Here is a 21,106-nt window from a genome sequence, read left to right as displayed (position 1 = left end):
AGTTCATACTGCGTTGCGCACAATCCCTGAAACAGCTTTGGAAACCTCCCGCATGAAACGTACCCCGCACCTGCTCGCCATCCAGTCTCACGTGGTGTTCGGCCACGCCGGCAACAGCGCCGCGGTGTTTCCCATGCAGCGTATCGGGGTCAATGTGTGGCCGCTCAATACCGTGCAGTTCTCCAATCACACACAGTATGGCCAGTGGGCGGGTGAAGTGCTTGCCCCCGCGCAAATTCCCGCGTTGGTGGAAGGCATTTCCAACATCGGCGAGCTGGGCCATTGCGATGCGGTGTTGTCCGGTTACCTGGGCAGTGCCGAACAAGGCCGGGCGATTCTGGCTGGCGTCGAGCGGATCAAGGCAGTCAACCCAAAGGCTTTGTACCTTTGCGACCCGGTCATGGGGCACCCTGAGAAGGGCTGTATCGTGCCAGCGGAAGTGAGCGAGTTCCTGCTCGATGAGGCGGCTACCAGGGCCGATATCCTGTGCCCCAACCAGCTGGAGCTGGACAGCTTCTGTGGCCGCCGAGCGCAGTCGCTGGAGGACTGCGTGAACATGGCGCGCAGCCTGTTGCAGCGCGGGCCGCAGGTGGTGCTGGTCAAGCACCTTGCTTACCCCGGGCGCGCCGAGGACCAGTTCGAGATGCTGCTGGTGACCGCCGAGCAGAGCTGGCACCTGCGCCGCCCGCTGCTGGCGTTCCCGCGGCAGCCGGTAGGGGTGGGTGACCTGACCTCAGGCCTGTTCCTGGCCCGCGTCCTGCTCGGCGACAGTTGGGTGCAGGCGTTCGAATTCACTGCTGCGGCCGTACACGAAGTGCTGCTGGAAACTCAGGCCTGCTCCAGCTATGAACTGCAGCTGGTGCGGGCCCAGGACCGCATTGCGCACCCAAGGGTGCGCTTCGAGGCACAGCTGCTGGCGCTTTAAATCGCGTCGGTTTTCAGGTCCTGGTAGCGCTTTTCCAGCTCCTGGCGGATCTGACGGCGCTGCTGGCCCTGCAGGAAGCGGCGCTTTTCTTCACTGCTTTGCGGCTGGCGCGGCGGCACCTGCACCGGGCGACGGTTGTCGTCGACCGCTACCATGGTGAAGAAGCAGCTGTTGGAATGGCGCACCGAGCGCTCTCGGATGTTCTCGGTCACCACCTTGATGCCCACCTCCATCGAGGTGTTGCCGGTGTAGTTGACCGACGCCAGGAAGGTTACAAGTTCACCCACGTGCACCGGCTCACGGAAGATCACCTGGTCGACCGACAGGGTGACTACATAGCTGCCGGCATAGCGGCTGGCGCACGCATAGGCCACTTCGTCGAGGTACTTGAGCAGGGTGCCGCCATGTACGTTGCCAGAAAAGTTGGCCATGTCCGGGGTCATCAGGACGGTCATGCTCAGCTGGGCGTTTCCAGGTTCCATAGGGTGCTCACGGTGAGGTTGCGCGGAATCGGGCGAATGGGGGGCATTATCTGCAGACACTTCTGTTCCCCTCTTTTGAATTTGCCTTCCTGGTACGGGACGTTGGCTGACGCTCCATCGTCACGCCGATCATGCCATCAGCGGCGCTTTTCCAGTCGATCTGTTTCTGCATATTGCACCGCCTCTTTGCGGCGGGGTGCGATGTTAACCTGACTGCACCCATGCAACATGGGCTTTTCCTGCATTCAAAACAGTATGTACTTGCTGCTCGCTCAGGGTTGCCTTGGCAGAGGAGCGGTCTGCCCAGGCATCCAGCAACGGACGAGAAAAGGAGTATCACGCCATGCATGCCATCAGCTTCATCCAGGACCTGGCAGTCATCATGCTGGTTGCTGGCGTGGTCACCATTCTCTTTCACCGCCTCAAGCAGCCTGTGGTGCTGGGCTACATCGTCGCCGGCTTCATCATCGGCCCGCACACCCCACCGTTCGGCCTGATCCACGATGAAGACACCATCAAGACCCTCGCCGAGCTGGGGGTGATCTTCCTGATGTTCTGCCTGGGTCTTGAATTCAGCCTGCGCAAGCTGTTCAAGGTAGGCGCCACGGCGTTTATCGCGGCGTTCCTGGAAATCGTGCTGATGATCTGGATCGGCTTCGAGATCGGCCGCTGGTTCGGCTGGAACACCATGGATTCGCTGTTCCTCGGCGCCATCCTGGCGATTTCCTCGACCACCATCATCGTCAAGGCGCTCAACGACCTGAAGATGAAGAACGAGCGTTTCGCCCAGCTGATATTCGGCGTGCTGATCGTCGAGGACATCCTCGGTATCGGCATCATCGCCCTGCTGTCGGGCATCGCCGTCAGCGGTACGGTCAGCTCGGGCGAGGTGTTCTCCACGGTCGGCAAGCTGTCGCTGTTCATGATCGTCGCGCTGGTCATCGGTATCTTGCTGGTGCCGCGCCTGCTGGCCTACGTGGCCAAGTTCGAAAGCAACGAGATGCTGCTGATAACCGTATTGGGCCTGTGCTTCGGCTTCTGCCTGCTGGTGGTGAAGCTCGAGTACAGCATGGTGCTTGGCGCCTTCCTGATTGGCGCGATCATGGCCGAATCGCGCCAGTTGCTGAAGATCGAGAGCCTGATCGAACCGGTACGCGACCTGTTCAGCGCCATCTTCTTCGTCGCCATCGGCCTGATGATCGACCCCCAGGTGCTGATCGACTACGCCTGGCCAATCGTGGTCATTACCCTGGCGGTGGTGTTGGGCAAGATGTTGTCGTGTGGCATGGGCGCGTTCATTGCCGGAAATGACGGGCGTACATCGCTGCGGGTGGGCATGGGGCTTTCGCAGATTGGCGAGTTTTCCTTCATCATCGCCGCGCTGGGCATGACTCTGCAGGTGACCAGCGACTTCCTCTACCCGGTGGCTGTGGCGGTATCGGCAATCACGACGCTGCTGACACCCTACCTGATCCGTGCCGCCGACCCGCTGTCGCTCAAGCTGGGCAAGGTGGTGCCCAGCCGCCTGGCGCGGGTGTTGTCGTTGTATGGCGAATGGTTGCGGAGCATCCAGCCGCAAGGCGAGAGCGCCATGCTCGCGGCGATGATCCGGCGCATCCTGTTGCAGGTTGGGGTGAACCTGGCGCTGGTGATCGCCATCTTCTTCAGTGGAGGCTATTTCGCCGAGCGGATCGGCAACTGGCTCAGCGAGTGGGTCAGCGATACCAGCCAACAGAAAGCGCTGATCTGGGGCGCAGCGCTATTGCTGTCGCTGCCATTCCTGATTGCCGCCTATCGAAAGCTCAAGGCGCTGTCGATGCTGTTGGCGGAGATGGGCGTCAAACCGGAAACGGCCGGACGGCATACTCAGCGCGTGCGCCGAGTTATTGCCGAGGTGATCCCGTTGTTGTCGCTGCTGGTGATTTTCCTGCTGCTGTCGGCGCTGTCGGCGAGCATTCTGCCGACCAGCGAGCTGCTGCTGGTGATCGCCGTGGTGGCTGCGGTGGTGGTGGCCTTGCTGTGGCGCTGGTTTATCCGCGTGCATACGCGCATGCAGATTGCCTTGCTGGAGACGCTGGAGAACAGCCGCGAGAATACGCACTGAAGAGGGCAATGCTCCCTGCGCAAGATTTCACCGTCGTCCGAGGGGATGGAGCGGTAGCGATGTCGCCAGGCGCAGAAAGCCTGGCGATATTAACTATACCGGTGGCACTAGGCCATAAATTTCCCATTTTTGGGCCGGCCTCTTCGCGGGTAAACCCGCTCCCACAGGTACTGCACAATGATCAGCACCTGTGCAATACCTGTGGGAGCGGGTTTACCCGCGAAGAGGCCGGCACAAGCAGCACCAGATCAGAGATCGAAATCAGCTCTCCAGCCAGACATCCCGCGCCCAGTGCCAAACCGATTCCCAGCTGTCTTCACCGACGATTTCCTCTTCAGCATCCCACAGCACCACGGTGCCATCCTCTTCGACGCAGTAGTAGTTGTCGCCGTCCTGGCACAGTGGAATCAGGTCACGCGGTACGCCGGCATCCCAGGCGTTGGCGGCGACGTCGGGCAGGTAGGTATGTGACTGTGGGTCGGTAACGGTCACCGGCTCCAGTGAGCCATACACCACGTCACTGACGGTCAGCAGGAACTCTTTGAACACGAACGGAATGTTGATGAACAGCTCTTCTTCGATTTCGACCAGCAGGTCCTCGTCGGGAAGCTCAAGGGGCACCGGCACTGGCTCGTTGGCTTCACGGAGTTGTTCGATCACTTCTTCCACGGTTCACTTCCTCTGACCTAGATGACAACGCTGCGCGTTATACCCTAGTAGGCCACTCTGGCAAAAGCAAAAACCCCGGGACAGGCCCGGGGTTTTTTGTGCAGCACGCAGCGGTTAGCCGTTTTGACGGATACCGGCCACCAGCCAAGGCTGGTTTTCGCCCTGGGCGCGAACCATGTGCCAGCTTTCGCTGAACACTTCGCCCTGGTCGAAGCGCGAGTTTTTCGACACGCCACGGAAGGTCAGGGTGGCGTCGGTACGGTCGGCGCGGTCGTCGACACCGTCCAGCTGCACCTCGAGGTTGTCGATGTAGGTGGACTGGAAGCCATCACCCAGTTCGGCGCGCTCGCGCTTGAGGAACTCGAGCATCTGCGGGGTGACGAACTCGGCGATCTTGTCCATCTCGTTGGCGTCCCAGTGCTGCTGCAGCGCCTGGAAGTGGTTACGGGCAGCAGCCAGGAAGTTCTGCTCGTTGAACCAGGCCGGGGCGTTGATCACCGGGGCGGCTGCGGCAGCAGGTGCGGCCGAACCACCGAAGATCGACGGCTGGGCAGGCTGCGCGTGAGCTTCACGCTGCATCGGCGCATGGCCCGGCATGGCCATTTGCGGCTGCTGCTGGCGACGGCGCGCGGCGATGAAACGGAACACCAGGAAGGCGATGAGCGCCACGATCAGGAAGTCCATGATCTGGAAGCCTTCGAAACCGTCGCCCATGAACATGGAAGCCAGCAGGCCACCGGCGGCGAGGCCGGCCAGAGGGCCCAGCCAGCGCGAAGCACCGCTGGCGGCCGGAGCGGCACGGCCAGGTGCGGTCGGCGCGGCGGCAGGCGTGGTTGGCGTGGCCTGGCGGGTCTGGTGAATAGGCGCGGAGCCCGAGCTCTTGCCGCCGCCAAAACGCTTGGCGTTGGCGTCCAGGCTCAGCGTCAGGCCGACGCAGAGCGCCAGAGCGATGCTAAGAAAACGTTGCATAAGTGGGATATCCCCTGTTGTGGATTGCACGCGCGTCATGGTGCACAGGTTCCCGGGCACATGACCAGCGACATAATGTTTCGAGCTTTTGCCTGAATGTTACAAACCCGGCACGACCTGCCCTCGGAATGCTGGCGCAATACTTGTGGGAGCGGCCTTGTGTCGCGATAGGGCTGCGAAGCAGCCCCGAGATATCAGCGTCAAAGCCACAATCGTGGGGCCGCTTTGCGGCCCTTTCGCGACACAAGGCCGCTCCCACAAAGGCCGCTCCTACAAGGGACCGCGCAGGCTTTCAGATGGCCTCGAGTTTGGCATACCCCAGCATCAGCCACTTGCTGCCTTCGGCAAAATTTACCTGCACCCGCGCCTGGGCGCCGGAGCCTTCGAAGTTGAGGATCACACCCTCGCCAAACACCGCATGCTGAACACGCTGGCCCAGATTGAACGAGGTCTGCGGAATGCTGGCATTGGCGAACAGGTTGCTGTTCGTGGCCGTCTTGGCCCCGCCGAACGGGCGGCTGACGCTGTTGGAAAGGCGCACTTCCTGAACCAGGCCTGCCGGAATTTCTCGTACGAAACGTGACACCTTGTTGTAGGTCTCGCTGCCATACAGGCGACGCGTTTCGGCGTAGGTCATGACCAGCTGGCGCATGGCGCGGGTGATGCCCACATAAGCCAGGCGGCGTTCCTCTTCCAGGCGGCCAGGCTCTTCCAGGCTCATCTTGTGCGGGAACAGGCCTTCTTCCATGCCCACCAGGAACACATACGGGAACTCCAGGCCCTTGGCACTGTGCAAGGTCATCAGCTGGACGCTGTCTTCATGCTCGTCGGCCTGTGTATCGCCTGCTTCGAGCGAGGCGTGGCCAAGGAATGCCGAGAGAGGCGAGAGGTCGGCGTCTTCGTCGGTAGACTCGAAGTTGCGCGCTGCGCTGACCAGTTCCTCAAGGTTTTCTACCCGTGCCTGGCCCTTCTCACCCTTTTCTTCCTGGTGGTAGATGATCAGCCCGGACTGCTCGATGGTGGTTTGGGTCATGGTATGCAGCGGCATGTCCACGACCTTGGCAGCCAACCCCTCGATCAGCTCGATGAATGCACCCAGGGCACTGGCAGCGCGGCCTTTCAGGGCTTTGGCGGCAAGCAGCTGGCACATTGCTTCCCACATCGACAGCTGGCTGTGGCGGGCGTGCTCGCGTATGGCTTCGACAGTTTTTTCGCCAATGCCACGTGGCGGCACGTTGATCACCCGTTCCAGGGCAGCATCGTTACCGCGGCCTTCGATCAGCCGCAGGTAAGCCATGGCGTTCTTGATTTCGGCGCGCTCGAAGAAGCGCTGACCGCCATAGATGCGGTAGGGGATGCGTTCGCGCAGCAGGGCTTCTTCCAGCACCCGCGACTGGGCGTTGGAACGGTACAGTATGGCGATCTCGTTGCGCGCATTGCCCTTCTTGACCAGGCTCTCGATGGTTTCCACCACGTAGCGCGCTTCGTCGTGCTCGTTGTAGGCCGCATACAGGGTCAGCGGTTCGCCTTCACCCATGTCGGTCCACAGCTCTTTGCCCAGGCGCCCGCTGTTGTTGGCGATCAGCGCGTTCGCCGCCTTGAGGATGCCACCGGTGGAGCGGTAGTTCTGCTCCAGGCGGATCATCTCGGCGTCGGGGAAGTCGGCAGTGTACTGGTGAATGTTCTCGATCTTGGCACCGCGCCAGCCGTAGATCGACTGGTCGTCATCGCCCACCGCCATCAGGCTGTCACCGCCGCGCGCCAGCAGGCGCAGCCAGGCGTACTGCACGGCGTTGGTATCCTGGAACTCGTCCACCAGCACGTGGCGGAAGCGCCGCTGGTAGTGCTCCAGCAGGCCCGGGTGGTCGCGCCACAAGTCCAGGGCGCGCAGCAGCAGCTCGGAGAAGTCGATGACCCCGGCGCGCTCGCAGGCCTGCTCATAGGCGGTATAGACGTCGCGCATGGTCGACAGGAACAGGTCGCCCCCGGCCTGGATATGCTGTGGACGCAGGCCTTCGTCCTTTTGCCCGTTGATGAACCACTGGGCCTGGCGTGCCGGCCATTTCTGCTCGTCCAGGCCCAACTCGCGCATCACCCGCTTGATCAGGCGCTGCTGGTCGTCGCTGTCGAGGATCTGGAAGTTCTGCACCAGCCTCGCTTCCTGCCAATGGGCCCGCAGCAGGCGATGGGCCAGGCCGTGGAAGGTGCCGACCCACATGCCCGCCGGGTTGATACCCAGCAGTTGCTCGATACGCTGGCGCATTTCTGCCGCGGCCTTGTTGGTGAAGGTCACCGACAGGATCGAGTGCGGCGATGCCTGCTCCACCTGGATCAGCCAGGCAATGCGGTGCACCAGCACGCGGGTTTTACCGGAACCGGCGCCAGCAAGCACCAGTTGACGCCCTAGCGTGGCCGCTACGGCCTGGCGTTGGGCATCGTTGAGGGAATTCAGCAGGAGGGAGAGGTCGTCTGTGCGCATCGGGCCATTCTAGGGCGCGGCAGGAAATGGGGCAAACCTCTACTGTATAAATATTCACCTGCAACATGCCCGTTCATCGAGCCGATGGAAGGTGCCAGGCCACCGCTCGGGCGACCTGGCCGGCAGCGGCTCAGTCAATCGCCTCGATGGTACGAATTTCGCAGCGCTGCGAACCGTCTGCATGAATGATCTCCACGGTTTTCCAGCCAGTGCCGCCTGCACGCTCGAAAGCCACGGTTTTTTCCGTCAGCACCTGCGGAGTGATTGCGCCGCTATCCAGAAGTTGAAGCTCAAGTACTTCCCAGCCACCCCTGTGGCGCAGCTTGGGTTCGACCAGCACCGGTTCGATGGCCGGGGAGGCGACCGTAACGGTGCCGTGAACCCTGAAAACCTGCTTGCCGTGAGCGATGTCGTTGATTGCAACGAGGTTGGTGATAATGGCCATTGTCTGCTCCTGTTTCGGGTTGAAAGTAGCGCCAGTGCGCTGGGCTACTTTCTGCCCTTTCGCCTGCCACGGGAGCAGGGCAGTGCTTCAGCTATGCCATTGCCTGCCGTGCCTGGCGAGCAGGCTGTTGGCTTGCTCTGGCCCGTTACAGCCTGCCGGGTACGGTCGCGGCGCCTGGAAGTGCTCTTCACAGCCCTTGATGATCGGGTCGATCCAGGCCCAGGCCGCTTCCACCTCATCGCGGCGCATGAACAGCGTCGAGTCGCCCTCCAGCACATCCAGCAGCAGGCGCTCGTAGGCGTCCCAGCGGCGGGTCTGGCTGAACACCTGGGCCAGGTTCAGGTCCAGGTCCACAGGCTCCAGGCGCATGCCCTTCCCCGGGCTCTTGGTCATCATGCGCAGGCTGATGCGTTCGTCCGGTTGCAACTGGATCAGCAGCTGGTTGACCTGGCCACCATTGAAAAGCTCGTGGGGCACCGGCTTGAACTGGATGACGATCTGCGATGAGCGCCGTGCCATGCGCTTGCCGGTACGCAGGTAGAAGGGCACGCCCGCCCAGCGCCAATTGTCGATGTGCGTCTCGATGGCGATGAAGGTTTCGGTGTCGCTGTCGTTGTCGACGTCCTTTTCGAAGTAATAGGCCGGCACTTCCTGGCCGCCGATGCGCCCGGCGCCATACTGGCCGCGTACGGTCTTGTCCTGCACGTCCTGGCCAGTGATGGGCTTGAGGGCCCGCAGGATCTTCACTTTCTCGTCACGCACCGCTTCGGCCTCGAACTGCGCGGGGGGCTCCATGGCCACCAGGCATAGCAGCTGAAGCAGGTGGTTCTGCAACATGTCGCGGGTCGCCCCGGCGCGGTCGTAGTAAGCACCACGGTTCTCTACACCCAGGGTCTCGCAAACGCTGATCTGCACGTGATCAACCTGGTTGTTGCGCCACACCGGCTCCAGCAGGGCGTTGGCAAAACGCAGGGCCATGAGGTTCTGCACGGTTTCCTTGCCCAGGTAGTGGTCGATGCGAAATACCTGGTTTTCCTCCAGCACTGCGCCAATCGCTTCGTTGATGGCGGTAGCCGATTCCAGCGAGTGGCCGATCGGCTTTTCCAGCACGATGCGCGCCTCAGTGTCTGCCAGGCCGGCGTTATGCAGGTGCTTGGCAATCGGCACGAACAGATTGGGGGCGGTGGCCAGGTAGAAGATGCGCGTCAAGCCGCCGGGCTCGCCCAGGTAGCGCGCCAGGCGACCGAAGTCGGCGCTTTGCGAAGCATCCATGGCGAAATAGTCGACCCGTGCGGAAAACCGCTGCCAGACCTCTTCGTCGAAGTCGTTGCGGGCAATCTGTGCCCGGCAATGGCGTTCGGCGAGCTTGAGATAATCGTTACGTGGCAAGTTGCGTCGTGCCAGCGCGATGATCCGCACGGCGTTGTTCAGACGGGCCTCGCGAAACAGGTGGTAGAGCGCCGGAAGCAATTTGTGCAGGGCCAGATCGCCGGTGCCGCCGAAGACCAGAATGTCGCAAGGAATAGTCAAACCACCACTCTCCACGTTCGTTTAACTGGGCGGGTTGGCGTCCATGTAGTATAACTACAAGAAAGCTACAACCCGGCCAGCCGATCATAACCGAGTCCAGCCTGTGAATCTGTTGCAACATATCGCCCAATCGCGCCACCTGCTGCGCAAATCGGAACTCAAGGTAGCCGACCACGTGCTACTCGACCCGGCTGCCGTCATGCACAGCTCCATGGCCGATCTGGCGCACAGCGTGGGTATCAGCGAACCGACCATCGTGCGTTTCTGCCGCGCGATCGGTTGCTCGGGCTTCCAGGACCTGAAGCTGAAGCTGGCGCAGAGCCTGGCTGCGGGGGCGAGTTTCGGCCAGTTCGCCATCCATGAAGACGACTCGGTCGCTGACTACAGCCTGAAGATCTTCGACACCACGCTGCACACCCTGATGGAAGTGCGCGAGCACCTCGACCCACAAGCGCTGCAGCAGGCGGTGACTGCCATGGCCCAGGCGCAGCGTGTGGAGTTCTATGGCTTTGGTGCTTCCGGTGCAGTGGCGGCCGATGCTCAGCACAAATTCTTCCGTCTGTTGCTCAGCGCGGCAGCCTATTCCGACCCGCACATGCAGGCGATGTCGGCGGTGACCCTGAAGCCGGGTGATGTGGCGGTATGCATTTCCCAGTCGGGCCGCTCCAAGGACCTGCTGATTACCGCCAACCTGGTCCGTGAGAGCGGCGCCAACCTGATTACCCTGTGCCCAAGCCAGACACCGCTGGCGGAGCTTTCGACTGTCAACCTGGCGATCGATGTGCATGAAGACACCGAAATCTACACCCCGCTGACCTCGCGTATCGCCCACCTGGTGGTGATCGACGTGCTGGCCATGGGCGTAGCCATGGCGCGCGGGCCGAGCCTGGTCAACCACCTGAAGAGCGTGAAGCGCAGCTTGCGCAGCCTGCGCTTGTCGCCCAAGTCGATCAAGGCTACCGACGACTGATTGTCGTTGCTTGTGCCGGCCCTTTCGCGGGTAAACCCGCTCCCACAGGTACTGCACCGTCCTTGAGGCTGGTGAGCACCTGTGGGAGCGGGTTTACCCGCGAAGAGGCCGACACAGGCGCTATAAATTTCACTGTTTTGTCACCATTCCACAGCCAAACCGTAAACCACTCAAGCCAGTATGAAACTCCCGCATCCTATCTGGGAGACAGGCAATGGCTCGTGACTTCGACGGTACGTACCAACCCAGCGCCAAGGCTCGCAAGCAGCAGGAAAAGGATCAGCGCCGCATGGAATACCGCCGCGCGATCGAGAGCTATTGCGACCAACGTCAACTGCTCCGCGAACTAGTGGACTACCCCGAGCTGCAAGAGCTCACGGTCTGGCAGGCGTCGGCAGCAGCTTCCCCGAAAAACGCTCAACCAGCGCGCTGATCAGCGCACGTTCGCTGCGGATGAATGCCAGAAAGGCCAAGGCCACCGGCGACTGCCGTTTGGCCTTGGACTGCACCACGCACCAGCTGCGGTACAGCGGCAGTTCTTCCACCGGCAGCTCCCTCAATACACCGGTAGCCAGCTCCAGGTTGACCGCATGGCGGGTAAGCATGGCAATGCCCAGCCCGGCAATTACGCACTCGCGCTGGGCGTCGGCCGAGGCCACCTCCAGGGTCTGGGTGAAATGCACGCGCTTGTCCTTGAAGTATTCCTCGCAAGCCTTGCGCGTGCCCGAACCCTGTTCGCGGACCAGCAGGGTATGAGGCTCCAGGTCCTGCAGGCGCAGTTGCTCCAGCTTGCACAGCGGGTGCTCGGGCGGCGCCACCGCGATGATCGGGTTGTTGAGGAACGGCAGAAACTCCAGGCCCATGTCCTGCGGCACCATGGACATGATGATCAGGTCGTCGCGGTTGTCCGACAGGCGGCGGATGGCCTGGGCGCGATTGACCACTGTCAGGGTCAGGTTGACCTCCGGGTGACGCTGCTTGAAGGCCGCGAACAGGTGTGGCACGAAGTACTTGGCACTGGACTCGATCGCCAGTTTCAACTGCCCCTGCAATGAGCCCTGCATGTCCGAAAGCTGCATGTCCAGGCTCTCCAGGCGCCCGAAGATATCGCGGCTGGCGCGTTGCAGGGCCTCGGCAGCTTCGGTCAGGTAGAGCTTCTTGCCCACATACTCGAACAGCGGCTGACCGATCAGCTCTTCGAGCTGACGGATCTGTAGACTAACGGCGGGTTGCGTAAGCGCCATCTCTTCCGCCGCACGGCTGTATGAACGCAAATCGCACACCTCGTTGAAGATCTGCAGTTGACGCAAAGTCATACGCATCAAGGACTTACGCATTTTTATCCGCCCTTCGGCAACACCTTGTTACCGCACTATAAGCTTTTGCTAATACAGCCCCTAACAAATATTGATTTTTGTTTATTAACCTACAGCGCTAGGGTGAATGTGCGACTGGCCAGCAACGTCTGGTCACGCGCCGACCGGGAGAACCGGCTCGACTGTTCCTACGGCTTTGGGAAGACTCCAGTGATAAAAAAAATCCTGATCGCCAACCGAGGTGAAATTGCAGTTCGGATCGTGCGTGCCTGCGCCGAGATGGGCATTCGCTCGGTGGCGATCTATTCCGACGCCGACCGCCATGCGTTGCACGTCAAGCGCGCCGATGAAGCCCACAGCATTGGTGCCGAGCCGCTGGCCGGTTATCTGAACCCGCGCAAGCTGGTGAACTTGGCTGTGGAAACCGGCTGTGATGCCCTGCACCCAGGTTATGGTTTCCTGTCGGAAAATGCTGAACTGGCAGAGATCTGCGCCGAACGCGGGATCAAGTTCATCGGCCCTGCCGCCGAGGTCATCCGCCGCATGGGCGACAAGACCGAAGCGCGTCGCACCATGATCGCCGCTGGTGTGCCGGTAACCCCGGGTACAGAAGGCAACGTTGCCGATATTCACGAAGCCCTGAGCGAAGGTGACCGCATCGGTTACCCGGTCATGCTCAAGGCCACCTCTGGTGGTGGCGGCCGTGGTATTCGCCGTTGCAACAGCCGTGAAGAACTGGAACAGAACTTCCCCCGCGTCATCTCCGAGGCTACCAAGGCCTTTGGTTCTGCGGAAGTGTTCCTGGAAAAGTGCATCGTCAACCCCAAGCACATCGAGGCGCAGATCCTCGGTGACAGCTTTGGCAACGTCGTGCACCTGTTCGAGCGCGACTGCTCGATCCAGCGCCGCAACCAGAAACTCATCGAAATCGCCCCGAGCCCACAGCTCACCCCCGAACAGCGCGCCTACATCGGCGACCTGGCGGTGCGTGCGGCCAAGGCAGTGAACTACGAGAACGCCGGTACCGTGGAGTTCCTGCTCGCCGATGGCGAGGTGTACTTCATGGAAATGAACACCCGGGTGCAGGTGGAACACACCATCACCGAGGAAATCACCGGTATCGACATCGTCCGTGAGCAGATCCGCATTGCCTCGGGCCTGCCGCTGTCGGTCAAGCAGGAAGACATCCAGCACCGCGGTTACGCGCTGCAGTTCCGCATCAACGCCGAAGATCCGAAGAACAACTTCCTGCCCAGCTTCGGCAAGATCACCCGTTACTACGCACCCGGCGGCCCGGGCGTGCGTACCGACACGGCGATCTACACCGGCTACACCATCCCGCCGTTCTACGACTCCATGTGCCTGAAACTGGTGGTGTGGGCGTTGACCTGGGAAGAAGCCATGGACCGCGGCCTGCGGGCCCTGGACGACATGCGCGTGCAAGGGGTGAAGACCACCGCCGCGTACTACCAGGAAATCCTGCGCAATCCGGAATTCCGTAGCGGCCAGTTCAACACCAGCTTCGTCGAAAGCCACCCGGAACTGACCAATTACTCGATCAAGCGCAAACCCGAAGAGCTGGCCCTGGCCATCGCCGCCGCCATCGCCGCCCACGCAGGCCTGTGAGGAACCCCATAATGTCCAAGAAAATTCACGTAACCGACACGATCCTGCGCGACGCCCACCAGTCCCTGCTGGCCACCCGCATGCGTACCGAAGACATGCTGCCGATCTGCGACAAGCTCGACAAGGTCGGCTACTGGTCGCTGGAAGTCTGGGGTGGCGCCACCTTCGACGCCTGCGTGCGCTTCCTCAAGGAAGACCCGTGGGAGCGCCTGCGCAAGCTGCGCGCCGCGCTGCCCAACACCCGCCTGCAAATGCTGCTGCGCGGCCAGAACCTGCTGGGCTACCGCCACTACAGCGACGACGTGGTCAAGGCGTTCGTCGCCAAGGCCGCAGTCAACGGTATCGACGTGTTCCGTATCTTCGATGCCATGAACGACGTGCGTAACCTGCGCGTGGCCATTGAAGCGGTCAAGGCTGCCGGCAAACACGCTCAGGGTACCATCGCCTACACCACCAGCCCGGTGCACACCATCGAAGCCTTCGTGAACCAGGCCAAGCAGATGGAAGCCATGGGTTGCGACTCGATCGCGATCAAGGACATGGCCGGCCTGCTGACCCCGTTCGCCACCGGCGAACTGGTCAAGGCGCTGAAAGCCGAGCAGTCGCTGCCGGTGTTCATCCACTCCCACGACACTGCCGGCCTGGCCGCAATGTGCCAGCTGAAGGCTGTGGAAAACGGCGCCGATCACATCGACACCGCCATCTCCAGCTTCGCTTGGGGCACCAGCCACCCGGGTACCGAGTCGATGGTTGCCGCGCTCAAAGGCAGCGAATTCGATACTGGCCTGGACTTGGAACTGCTGCAGGAAATCGGCCTGTACTTCTATGCCGTGCGCAAGAAGTACCACCAGTTCGAAAGCGAGTTCACCGCCGTGGACACCCGCGTGCAGGTCAACCAGGTACCGGGCGGCATGATTTCCAACCTGGCCAACCAGCTCAAGGAGCAGGGCGCCCTCAACCGCATGAATGAAGTGCTGGCTGAGATCCCGCGCGTGCGTGAAGACCTTGGCTTCCCACCGCTGGTGACCCCGACCTCGCAGATCGTCGGTACCCAGGCGTTCTTCAACGTGCTGGCCGGCGAGCGCTACAAGACCATCACCAACGAGGTGAAGCTGTACCTGCAAGGCGGTTACGGCAAGGCTCCGGGCGTGGTCAACGAGCAGCTGCGCCGTCAGGCGATCGGCAGTGAAGAAGTGATCGACGTGCGCCCGGCCGACCTGCTGAAGCCGGAAATGGCCAAGCTGCGTGCCGATATCGGCGCCCTGGCCCGTTGCGAAGAAGACGTGCTGACTTTCGCCATGTTCCCTGACATTGGCCGCAAGTTCCTCGAAGAACGCGAAGCCGGCACCCTGACTCCCGAAGTCCTGCTGCCAATTCCTGAAGCGGGCGCAGTGGCGTCCCATAGCGGTGAAGGCGTACCGACCGAGTTCGTCATCGACGTGCACGGCGAAACCTACCGTGTCGACATCACCGGTGTGGGCGTGAAGGCCGAAGGCAAGCGCCACTTCTACCTGTCGATCGACGGCATGCCGGAAGAAGTGGTGTTCGAGCCGCTCAACGAATTCGTCGGCGGCGGCAGCAGCAAGCGCAAGCAGGCCAGTGCCCCGGGCCACGTCAGCACCACCATGCCAGGCAACATCGTCGATGTGCTGGTCAAGGAAGGCGACATGGTCAAGACCGGCCAGGCCGTGCTGATCACCGAAGCCATGAAGATGGAGACCGAAGTGCAGGCGGGTATCGCTGGCAAGGTGGTGGCCATCCACGTGGCCAAGGGCGACCGTGTGACTCCGGGCGAGATCCTGATCGAGATCGAGGGCTGAGATAAGCCCTCATCTACAAGCGGTTAACCTCTGGGGAGCGGATGCTCCCCTTTTTTTCGCGTTGAATCTGCCGGCCTCTTCGCAGCACAAGGCTGCTCCTACAGGCCCCCGCAAGCCTGAGGTCAGTACCTGTGGGAGCGGGTTTACCCGCGAAGAGGCCGGCTGATCTAACACAACTCTCAACCTTTACGGCATGCCTCAAGTGTTTCTACCTGACCTCCAGGTTGTTGGTTGGTATCGCTCAACCACCGCTCGAACCCAGCAGCCACCGCTGGCCACTCATCATCGGTAATCGAATACCACGCCGTATCCCGATTGTGGTCCTTCACCACCAGGTGCTTGCGGAACACTCCTTCATAGACAAAGCCAAACCGCTCCGCCGCGCGCTTGGAGCGGGCGTTGGCGTTGTTGCACTTCCACTCCAGCCGGCGGTTGCCCAGCTCGAAGCCCAGCTTGCCCAGCAGGTACACTGCCTCGGTGCCCTTGGGTGTACGCTGCATGGCGGCGCCGAAGGCGATGTGGCCAATTTCGATGCGACCGTGGTCGGGCACGATCGACATCAGGCTGAGGATGCCCTGGGCCTGGCCGCTGGTGCGGTCGATGACGGTGTAGAACAGCGGGTCGCGGCCGGCGGCGTTGCCTTCCAGCCAACGGTCGAAGGCGGCACGCTCGGCAAATGGGCCATAGGGCAAGTAGTCCCACAGTGCCGGATCGGCAGCCGGGCCTTGCAACACCTCCCAGAGGTCGTCGCCATGTCGCGCCGGGTCAAGCTTTTCGAGGCGGATGAAACGGCCGTCGATAGGCTCGGCCTGTGGGACTGCGGCGGGTTTCCAGTTCAATGCGTCGGTCATGTTCGGCCTTAGAACTCTTTGCGGAATTGGATGAAGCCCGAGCGCTCGGCAACCTGTTGGTACAGGCTGATGGCGGTGGCGTTGGTCTCATGGGTCACCCAGTACACCTTGATGCAGTTGTCGGTCTTGGCTTGGGCGTAGACGTGCTCGATCAGCTGGCGGCCGATGCCCAGGCCGCGCTGCCCGCTGTCCACGTACAGGTCCTGCAGGTAGCAGGCGTTGCCAATGCTCCAGTTGGAACGATGGTAGATGAAGTTGACCATGCCCACCGCCTTGCCATCGACCCAGGCCAAGGCTGAATGGGTCGGTTCGTTTGGGTCGAGCAGGCGTTGCCAGGTGCTGAGGCTGACCTCTTCGGCCAATTCGGATTCATAGAAGTGCAAGTAGGCCTGCCACAGGGCAAGCCAGGCAGCATGGTCTTGGGTGGTGACAGGACGCAGGGTGACGCTGGACATGGGCTATTCCTTCAGAGTTGGCGCATATGCGCCGCGAGTTGGTTATCCAGGTAATCGGGGCTGGCGCTAAGGCCTTCACGCACGCCGGCAATGTCTTGCTCAGAGCGGTTCTGGCTTAGCTTGCGCGCGCCTTGCAGGCGGGTGATGGGCAAGCGAACACCGACGATGGCGCGGAGCATGCCATCGAGGTAATCACGCGGGGCGTCGGTGACTTTCCACGGTTCGCCGCGGCCTTGTTCGTGGCGCTCGGTCAGTCGGCTGACAATGGCCAGCAAGGGTTCGGCTTCGTGGATCACTTCGGCTGGGCCATAGGCGTGCACGGCCAAGTAGTTCCAGGTTGGCACCACCTTGGGGTTGTCGGCCTTGCTCGGGTAGTAACCGGGGCTGACATAGGCATCGGCGCCGGGGAACACCAGCAGGGCTTCGCCACCTTGCCTCAGGTCGTGCCATTGGGGGTTGGCCCGCGCCAGGTGGGCATAGACGGTGCCGAATTCGCCTTCGGCAATATCGACCAGCACTGGCAGGTGCGTGGCCAGCAGGCCTTGTTCGCCCTGGCTGACCAGGATGGCCAGACGGGTGTCGAGCATGTGCTGGTGCAGGCGCCCGAGGTCGTGTTCCTGATGGGGTTTGCTGTTGTACATGCTCGGTTTCCTTGTGCGATGGCTCCATCCTAGGCAGGCTATTGGTTCATAGTAAGAGCCATTAACAGCTGTTTTTATAGGTCCAATGCCATGAACGAGCGCCCCCTCGTGTTGCCTTTCGACCCTGCCGGGATCGACCTCGATCGCCGCCGCGGGCTCAGCCAGCAGCTGTACCAGGCGCTACGTGCGCGGGTGCTGGACGGGCGCCTGAGCAGTGGCACACGGCTACCGGCCACTCGTGATCTGGCCGCCATGCTGGCGCTGTCACGCAACAGTGTGGTGCGGGCCTATGACCAGCTATATGCCGAGGGCTACATCGAAAGCCGGGTAGGCGACGGCACCTATGTCAGCCAGTTACCGAAGCTCTCCAGTGCAAAACTATCCACACAAGTATCCACAGGGTTATCCCGTGGGTTATCAACAGACTTATCCACATCTCCCTCAGAAAATACTGAGGATTTATCCAGCAAGCGTCGTTCCAGCGAGCCTTTGCAGCGCCTGAAAAGTAACCATCTGCCGCCCCCAAGAAGCGGTGCACCGCGTGCTTTTCGCGTCGGTATTCCGGCGTTCGACCTGTTCCCCTTCGACGTCTGGGCCAAGCTGCAGGCGGGTTTCTGGCGCAACCCGGCTCCGGCGCAGTTGGGTTATGGTGACCCGGCAGGCGAGCCGCTGCTGCGCGAACTGATCGCGGCCTACCTGCGTCGCTCGCGTGGACTGAGTTGTACCGCTGAACAAATTGTGATCACCAGTGGTGCGCAGCAGGCAATCAGCCTTTGTGCACAGTTGCTGTTGCAGCCGGGCGACGGTGTGGCTGTGGAAAACCCGGGTTACCGCGCAGCCGGGCATGCCTTTGCGCTGGCCGGTGGCAGGTTGTGTGGCGTGCCGGTGGACGAGGATGGCATGGACTGTCGCCGGCTCGGGCAACTGACGGATTGCCGGCTGGCCTACGTCACGCCAGCCCACCAGTACCCGACCGGGGTGACCATGAGCCTGGCGCGACGCCTGGAACTGCTGGCATGGGCCGAGCGCAGCGAAGGCTGGATCATCGAAGACGACTACGACGGCGAGTACCGGTACAGCGGTGCGCCCTTGGCCCCGCTAGCGGCGCTCGACCGGCACGGGCGGGTGCTGTACGTCGGTACCTTCGGCAAGATCGCCTTTCCGGCGTTGCGCCTGGGCTATCTGGTACTGCCACCACAACTGGCGCAGCCGTTCAGCCAGGGCAGGGCGCTGGCGGTGCGGCATTCAGAGGTCAGTAGCCAGTGCGTGATGGCCGAGTTCATGGCCCGGGGGCACTTCCAGCGGCATATTCGGCGCATGCGCAAGGCGGCGTTGAGCCGGCGCAATGTGCTGAAGGCTGGCTGGCCCGTGGATATTCCGGGTTTGAGCGGCATGCCGGAGGTGGCGGCCGGGCTGCATGTGAAGGTCGATGTGGATAACTTTGCGCGGGAGCAGGAGTTGGTGGCCAAGGCTGAAGCGGTGGGGGTTGAGGTGACGCCGCTTAGCAATTTCTGGCTGGCTGACAGCGAGGTGCCTGTGGATAAAAGGGCAGGGCTGGTGCTGGGGTTTGCAGCGGTGCCGGAGGGGGAGATTGCCGAGGCGTTGATGCGCTTGCGCAAGGCCTGGAGAAAGTGAATGGGGCCGCCTAGCGGCCCCGGCTCTAAATCAGGTACCAGACTTGATCCGTGTCCAGGCCCTGGTCCGAGCTCGCTCGACATCCCGCGCCAAGGGCTTGAGGGTATACAGCTTGGCCATCGCCTCCGCTGTCGGATACAGGTTGGGGTTGTTGCGAATCGCCGGGTCGACCTTGTCGGTCGCATCCTTGTTCGGGTTCGGGTACCCGACAAAGTCGCTGATAGGCGCAATCACCTCAGGCCGCAGTAAGTAGTTGATGAACGCGTGGGCATCTTCCGGGTTGGTCGCATTCTTCGGAATCGCCAGCATGTCGAACCAGATCGGTGCACCTTCCTTGGGCAGGCGCATGTCCACCACCACGCCATTCTTCGCCTCGCGGGCGCGGTTGGCTGCCTGAGAGAAGCTACCGCTGTAGCCCACTGCAACGCAGATATCGCCGTTGGCGATGTCAGCCATGTACTTCGAGGAATGGAAGTAGGTGATGTGCGGGCGAATCTTCAGCATCAGCGCTTCGGCTTTCTTGTAATCAGCCGGTTTGTCGCTGTTCGGTGGCAGGCCCAGGTACTGCAGGGCCAGCGGCATGATCTCCGACGGCGAGTCGAGCAGGGCCACGCCGCATTGCTTGAGCTTAGCGATGTTCTCTTCCTTGAAGATCAGGTCCCAACTGTCCACCGGGGCGTTGTCGCCGAGCGCAGCCTTGACCTTGGCCGGGTTGAAGCCGATCAACACTGTGCCGTACATGTAGGGTACGGCAAATTTGTTGCCGGGGTCGTTGGCTTCGATCAGCTTCATCAGCGCCGGGTCCAGGTGCTGCCAGTTCGGCAGCTTGCTGCGGTCCAGCGGCTGGAACACACCCGCTTCGATCTGCTTGGCGAGGAACACGTTGGATGGCACTACCACGTCATATCCGGAGTTGCCGGTCAGCAGTTTCGCTTCCAGCGCCTCGTTGGTGTCGAAGATGTCGTAGACCAGCTTCACTCCGCTGTCTTTCTGGAACTCGGTGAGAGTTTGCGGAGTGATGTAGTCGAACCAGTTGAACACCCGCAGGGTGCGCTGTTCGGCCTGGGCCTGCAGGGCACCAGTGAACAGGGTAGCGGCGATGAACGGGGCGAGCAGACGCTTGAGTCGAACCATTATCGGGCTCCTGGCTGGGCCTGCTGGAAGCCTTCCAGCACATTGACCGCGTTGATACCGATTTCTTCCACAGCGTAGCCGCCTTCCATCACGAAAAGGGTCGGCTTGCCGAGCTGGGCGATGCGCTTGCCCATTTCCAGGTAGTCCGGGCTGTCCAGCTTGAACTGCGAGATCGGGTCGTCTTTGAAGGTATCCACACCCAGCGAGATCACCAGCACTTCAGCGTCATAGGCGGCGATGCGCTGGCAGGCGTCCTCCAGGGCGGCGTTCCAGGCGGCCCAGTCGCTGCCAGCCGGCAGTGGGTAGTTGATGTTGCAGCCTTCGCCGGCACCCTCGCCGGTTTCATCGGCATAGCCGAGGAAGAACGGGAACTCGTCGCGCGGGTCGCCATGGATCGAGGCGAAGAACACATCGTTGCGGCTGTAGAAGATGTCTTGGGTGCCGTTGCCGTGGTGATAGTCGACATCGAGAATTGCGACCTTGCGCCGGCCCTGGTCAAGGAAGGCCTGGGCGGCGATGGCGGCGTTGTTCAGGTAGCAATAGCCGCCCATGACTTCGCCAGCCGCATGGTGCCCTGGCGGGCGGCACAGGGCGAAGGCGGAATGGGCGCCTTGCTGGATCGCCGCCTGGGCGGTGAGGGCGACCTGGGCGGCGCTGTAGGCAGCCTGCCAGGTCCCGGCGGTGATCGGTGCGCCGGCGTCGAAGCTGTAGTAGCCCAGCTCACCGTGCAGGCCGGTGGGTTTTATCTGGCGCAGGGAGCGTGCGGGCCAGGTGAATGGCAGCAGGTCGCCTTCCTGGCCCAGTGCGGCCCAGCGCGCCCAGGCACCTTCGAAGAAATCCAGGTAGTCGGCACTGTGGATGCGCAGCAACGGTGCACGGCCATAGTCGGTGGGGCCCTGGATGTCGCCAAGGTTGCGCTTTTTCACCTGGTCGAGCACATGGTCGGCGCGTGACGGCATTTCGAAACAGGGCATCAGCTTGCCGTCGATCAGCTCGCAGCGGCCATGGTGCAGGCGGTGGTCATCGGAATAGATCGTCAGCATTGTTGTTCTCCA

At 61.8% G+C, this 21,106-nt stretch carries 19 protein-coding genes; 7 read left to right on the top strand and 12 right to left on the bottom strand.

Translation table 11 applies throughout. From position 1 onward, the window contains the following. The first annotated feature begins 52 nt into the window (after positions 1–52). A complete protein-coding gene (gene pdxY, locus KDB76_RS28605; RefSeq protein WP_013974845.1) occupies positions 53–925 on the top strand; it encodes a pyridoxal kinase PdxY in 873 nt (290 codons plus the stop codon). Here pdxY and KDB76_RS28600 read toward each other — a convergent pair. Continuing rightward, a complete protein-coding gene (locus KDB76_RS28600; RefSeq protein ID WP_003260046.1) occupies positions 922–1,407 on the bottom strand; it encodes an acyl-CoA thioesterase in 486 nt (161 codons plus the stop codon). The two genes, pdxY and KDB76_RS28600, sit on opposite strands and share 4 nt — an antisense overlap. Positions 1,408–1,750: 343 nt before the next feature. Between KDB76_RS28600 and KDB76_RS28595 the strand changes: the two genes are divergently transcribed. Then, positions 1,751–3,511 (top strand): cation:proton antiporter, encoded by a 1,761-nt coding sequence (locus KDB76_RS28595; protein ID WP_013974844.1) that lies wholly within the window; start codon positions 1,751–1,753, stop codon positions 3,509–3,511. 261 nt (positions 3,512–3,772) lie between these two features. Here KDB76_RS28595 and KDB76_RS28590 read toward each other — a convergent pair whose 3' ends face one another. From KDB76_RS28590 to zwf, 5 genes are all read right to left on the bottom strand, one after another. Beyond that, a complete protein-coding gene (locus tag KDB76_RS28590) occupies positions 3,773–4,180 on the bottom strand; it encodes an SMI1/KNR4 family protein (protein WP_013974843.1) in 408 nt (135 codons plus the stop codon). Positions 4,181–4,294: 114 nt separating this feature from the next. After that, positions 4,295–5,149: a TIM44-like domain-containing protein gene (locus KDB76_RS28585; RefSeq protein WP_013974842.1), complete on the bottom strand. Its 855-nt coding sequence runs from the start codon at positions 5,147–5,149 to the stop codon at positions 4,295–4,297. 292 nt (positions 5,150–5,441) lie between these two features. Further along, positions 5,442–7,628, bottom strand: a complete 2,187-nt coding sequence (gene uvrD / locus KDB76_RS28580) for a DNA helicase II (RefSeq protein ID WP_013974841.1) — start codon at positions 7,626–7,628, stop codon at positions 5,442–5,444. Between the two features lie 130 nt (positions 7,629–7,758). Further along, a complete protein-coding gene (locus KDB76_RS28575; protein WP_013974840.1) occupies positions 7,759–8,073 on the bottom strand; it encodes a hypothetical protein in 315 nt (104 codons plus the stop codon). An 87-nt stretch (positions 8,074–8,160) separates the two neighbouring features. Continuing rightward, positions 8,161–9,603, bottom strand: coding sequence for a glucose-6-phosphate dehydrogenase (gene zwf / locus KDB76_RS28570; RefSeq protein ID WP_023660645.1), 1,443 nt, complete (start codon positions 9,601–9,603; stop codon positions 8,161–8,163). Between the two features lie 103 nt (positions 9,604–9,706). Between zwf and hexR the strand changes: the two genes are divergently transcribed. Continuing rightward, the gene (hexR, locus tag KDB76_RS28565) at positions 9,707–10,573 is read left to right on the top strand and encodes a transcriptional regulator HexR (protein ID WP_011536461.1); all 867 of its coding nucleotides are present in this window, start codon (positions 9,707–9,709) and stop codon (positions 10,571–10,573) included. A 214-nt stretch (positions 10,574–10,787) separates the two neighbouring features. Then, the gene (locus tag KDB76_RS29985; protein WP_080563834.1) at positions 10,788–11,006 is read left to right on the top strand and encodes a hypothetical protein; all 219 of its coding nucleotides are present in this window, start codon (positions 10,788–10,790) and stop codon (positions 11,004–11,006) included. On the opposite strand, the gene KDB76_RS28560 is transcribed toward KDB76_RS29985, so the two are convergent. Next, entirely contained in the window at positions 10,948–11,910 is a 963-nt protein-coding gene (locus tag KDB76_RS28560; RefSeq protein ID WP_015272364.1) for a LysR family transcriptional regulator, read from the bottom strand. The genes KDB76_RS29985 and KDB76_RS28560 overlap by 59 nt on opposite strands. Before the next feature lie 189 nt (positions 11,911–12,099). On the opposite strand from KDB76_RS28560, the gene KDB76_RS28555 reads away from it, so the two are divergent. Then, the gene (locus KDB76_RS28555) at positions 12,100–13,515 is read left to right on the top strand and encodes an acetyl-CoA carboxylase biotin carboxylase subunit (protein ID WP_013974837.1); all 1,416 of its coding nucleotides are present in this window, start codon (positions 12,100–12,102) and stop codon (positions 13,513–13,515) included. A gap of 11 nt (positions 13,516–13,526) precedes the next feature. Beyond that, positions 13,527–15,335 carry a sodium-extruding oxaloacetate decarboxylase subunit alpha gene (gene oadA / locus KDB76_RS28550; protein WP_013974836.1) on the top strand — a complete coding sequence of 603 codons (1,809 nt, stop codon included), beginning with the start codon at positions 13,527–13,529 and terminating at the stop codon, positions 15,333–15,335. A gap of 179 nt (positions 15,336–15,514) precedes the next feature. On the opposite strand, the gene KDB76_RS28545 is transcribed toward oadA, so the two are convergent. Genes KDB76_RS28545 through KDB76_RS28535 form a run of 3 tightly spaced genes read right to left on the bottom strand, consistent with a single transcriptional unit; the run spans position 15,515 to position 17,282 of the window. Beyond that, the gene (locus KDB76_RS28545) at positions 15,515–16,186 is read right to left on the bottom strand and encodes a GNAT family protein (protein WP_013974835.1); all 672 of its coding nucleotides are present in this window, start codon (positions 16,184–16,186) and stop codon (positions 15,515–15,517) included. An 8-nt stretch (positions 16,187–16,194) separates the two neighbouring features. Next, a complete protein-coding gene (locus KDB76_RS28540) occupies positions 16,195–16,641 on the bottom strand; it encodes a GNAT family N-acetyltransferase (protein WP_003260065.1) in 447 nt (148 codons plus the stop codon). An 11-nt stretch (positions 16,642–16,652) separates the two neighbouring features. After that, entirely contained in the window at positions 16,653–17,282 is a 630-nt protein-coding gene (locus KDB76_RS28535) for an FMN-binding negative transcriptional regulator (RefSeq protein ID WP_013974834.1), read from the bottom strand. Between the two features lie 90 nt (positions 17,283–17,372). On the opposite strand from KDB76_RS28535, the gene KDB76_RS28530 reads away from it, so the two are divergent. Next, entirely contained in the window at positions 17,373–18,917 is a 1,545-nt protein-coding gene (locus tag KDB76_RS28530; protein WP_023660643.1) for a PLP-dependent aminotransferase family protein, read from the top strand. Positions 18,918–18,947: 30 nt separating this feature from the next. Here KDB76_RS28530 and KDB76_RS28525 read toward each other — a convergent pair whose 3' ends face one another. Both KDB76_RS28525 and KDB76_RS28520 read right to left on the bottom strand, forming a co-directional pair. Further along, entirely contained in the window at positions 18,948–20,051 is a 1,104-nt protein-coding gene (locus tag KDB76_RS28525; RefSeq protein WP_013974832.1) for a polyamine ABC transporter substrate-binding protein, read from the bottom strand. Beyond that, positions 20,051–21,094: a histone deacetylase family protein gene (locus KDB76_RS28520; RefSeq protein ID WP_013974831.1), complete on the bottom strand. Its 1,044-nt coding sequence runs from the start codon at positions 21,092–21,094 to the stop codon at positions 20,051–20,053. The genes KDB76_RS28525 and KDB76_RS28520 overlap by 1 nt, the downstream gene beginning before the upstream one ends. Positions 21,095–21,106: the final 12 nt, after the last annotated feature.

Origin of the sequence: Pseudomonas sp. JS425 (genome assembly GCF_018223845.1) — a bacterium.
Taxonomy (GTDB): Bacteria; Pseudomonadota; Gammaproteobacteria; order Pseudomonadales; family Pseudomonadaceae; genus Aquipseudomonas; species Aquipseudomonas asiatica.
Note: the sequence above shows the minus strand (reverse complement) of the source record. Positions and strands in the feature narration are given on the sequence as shown.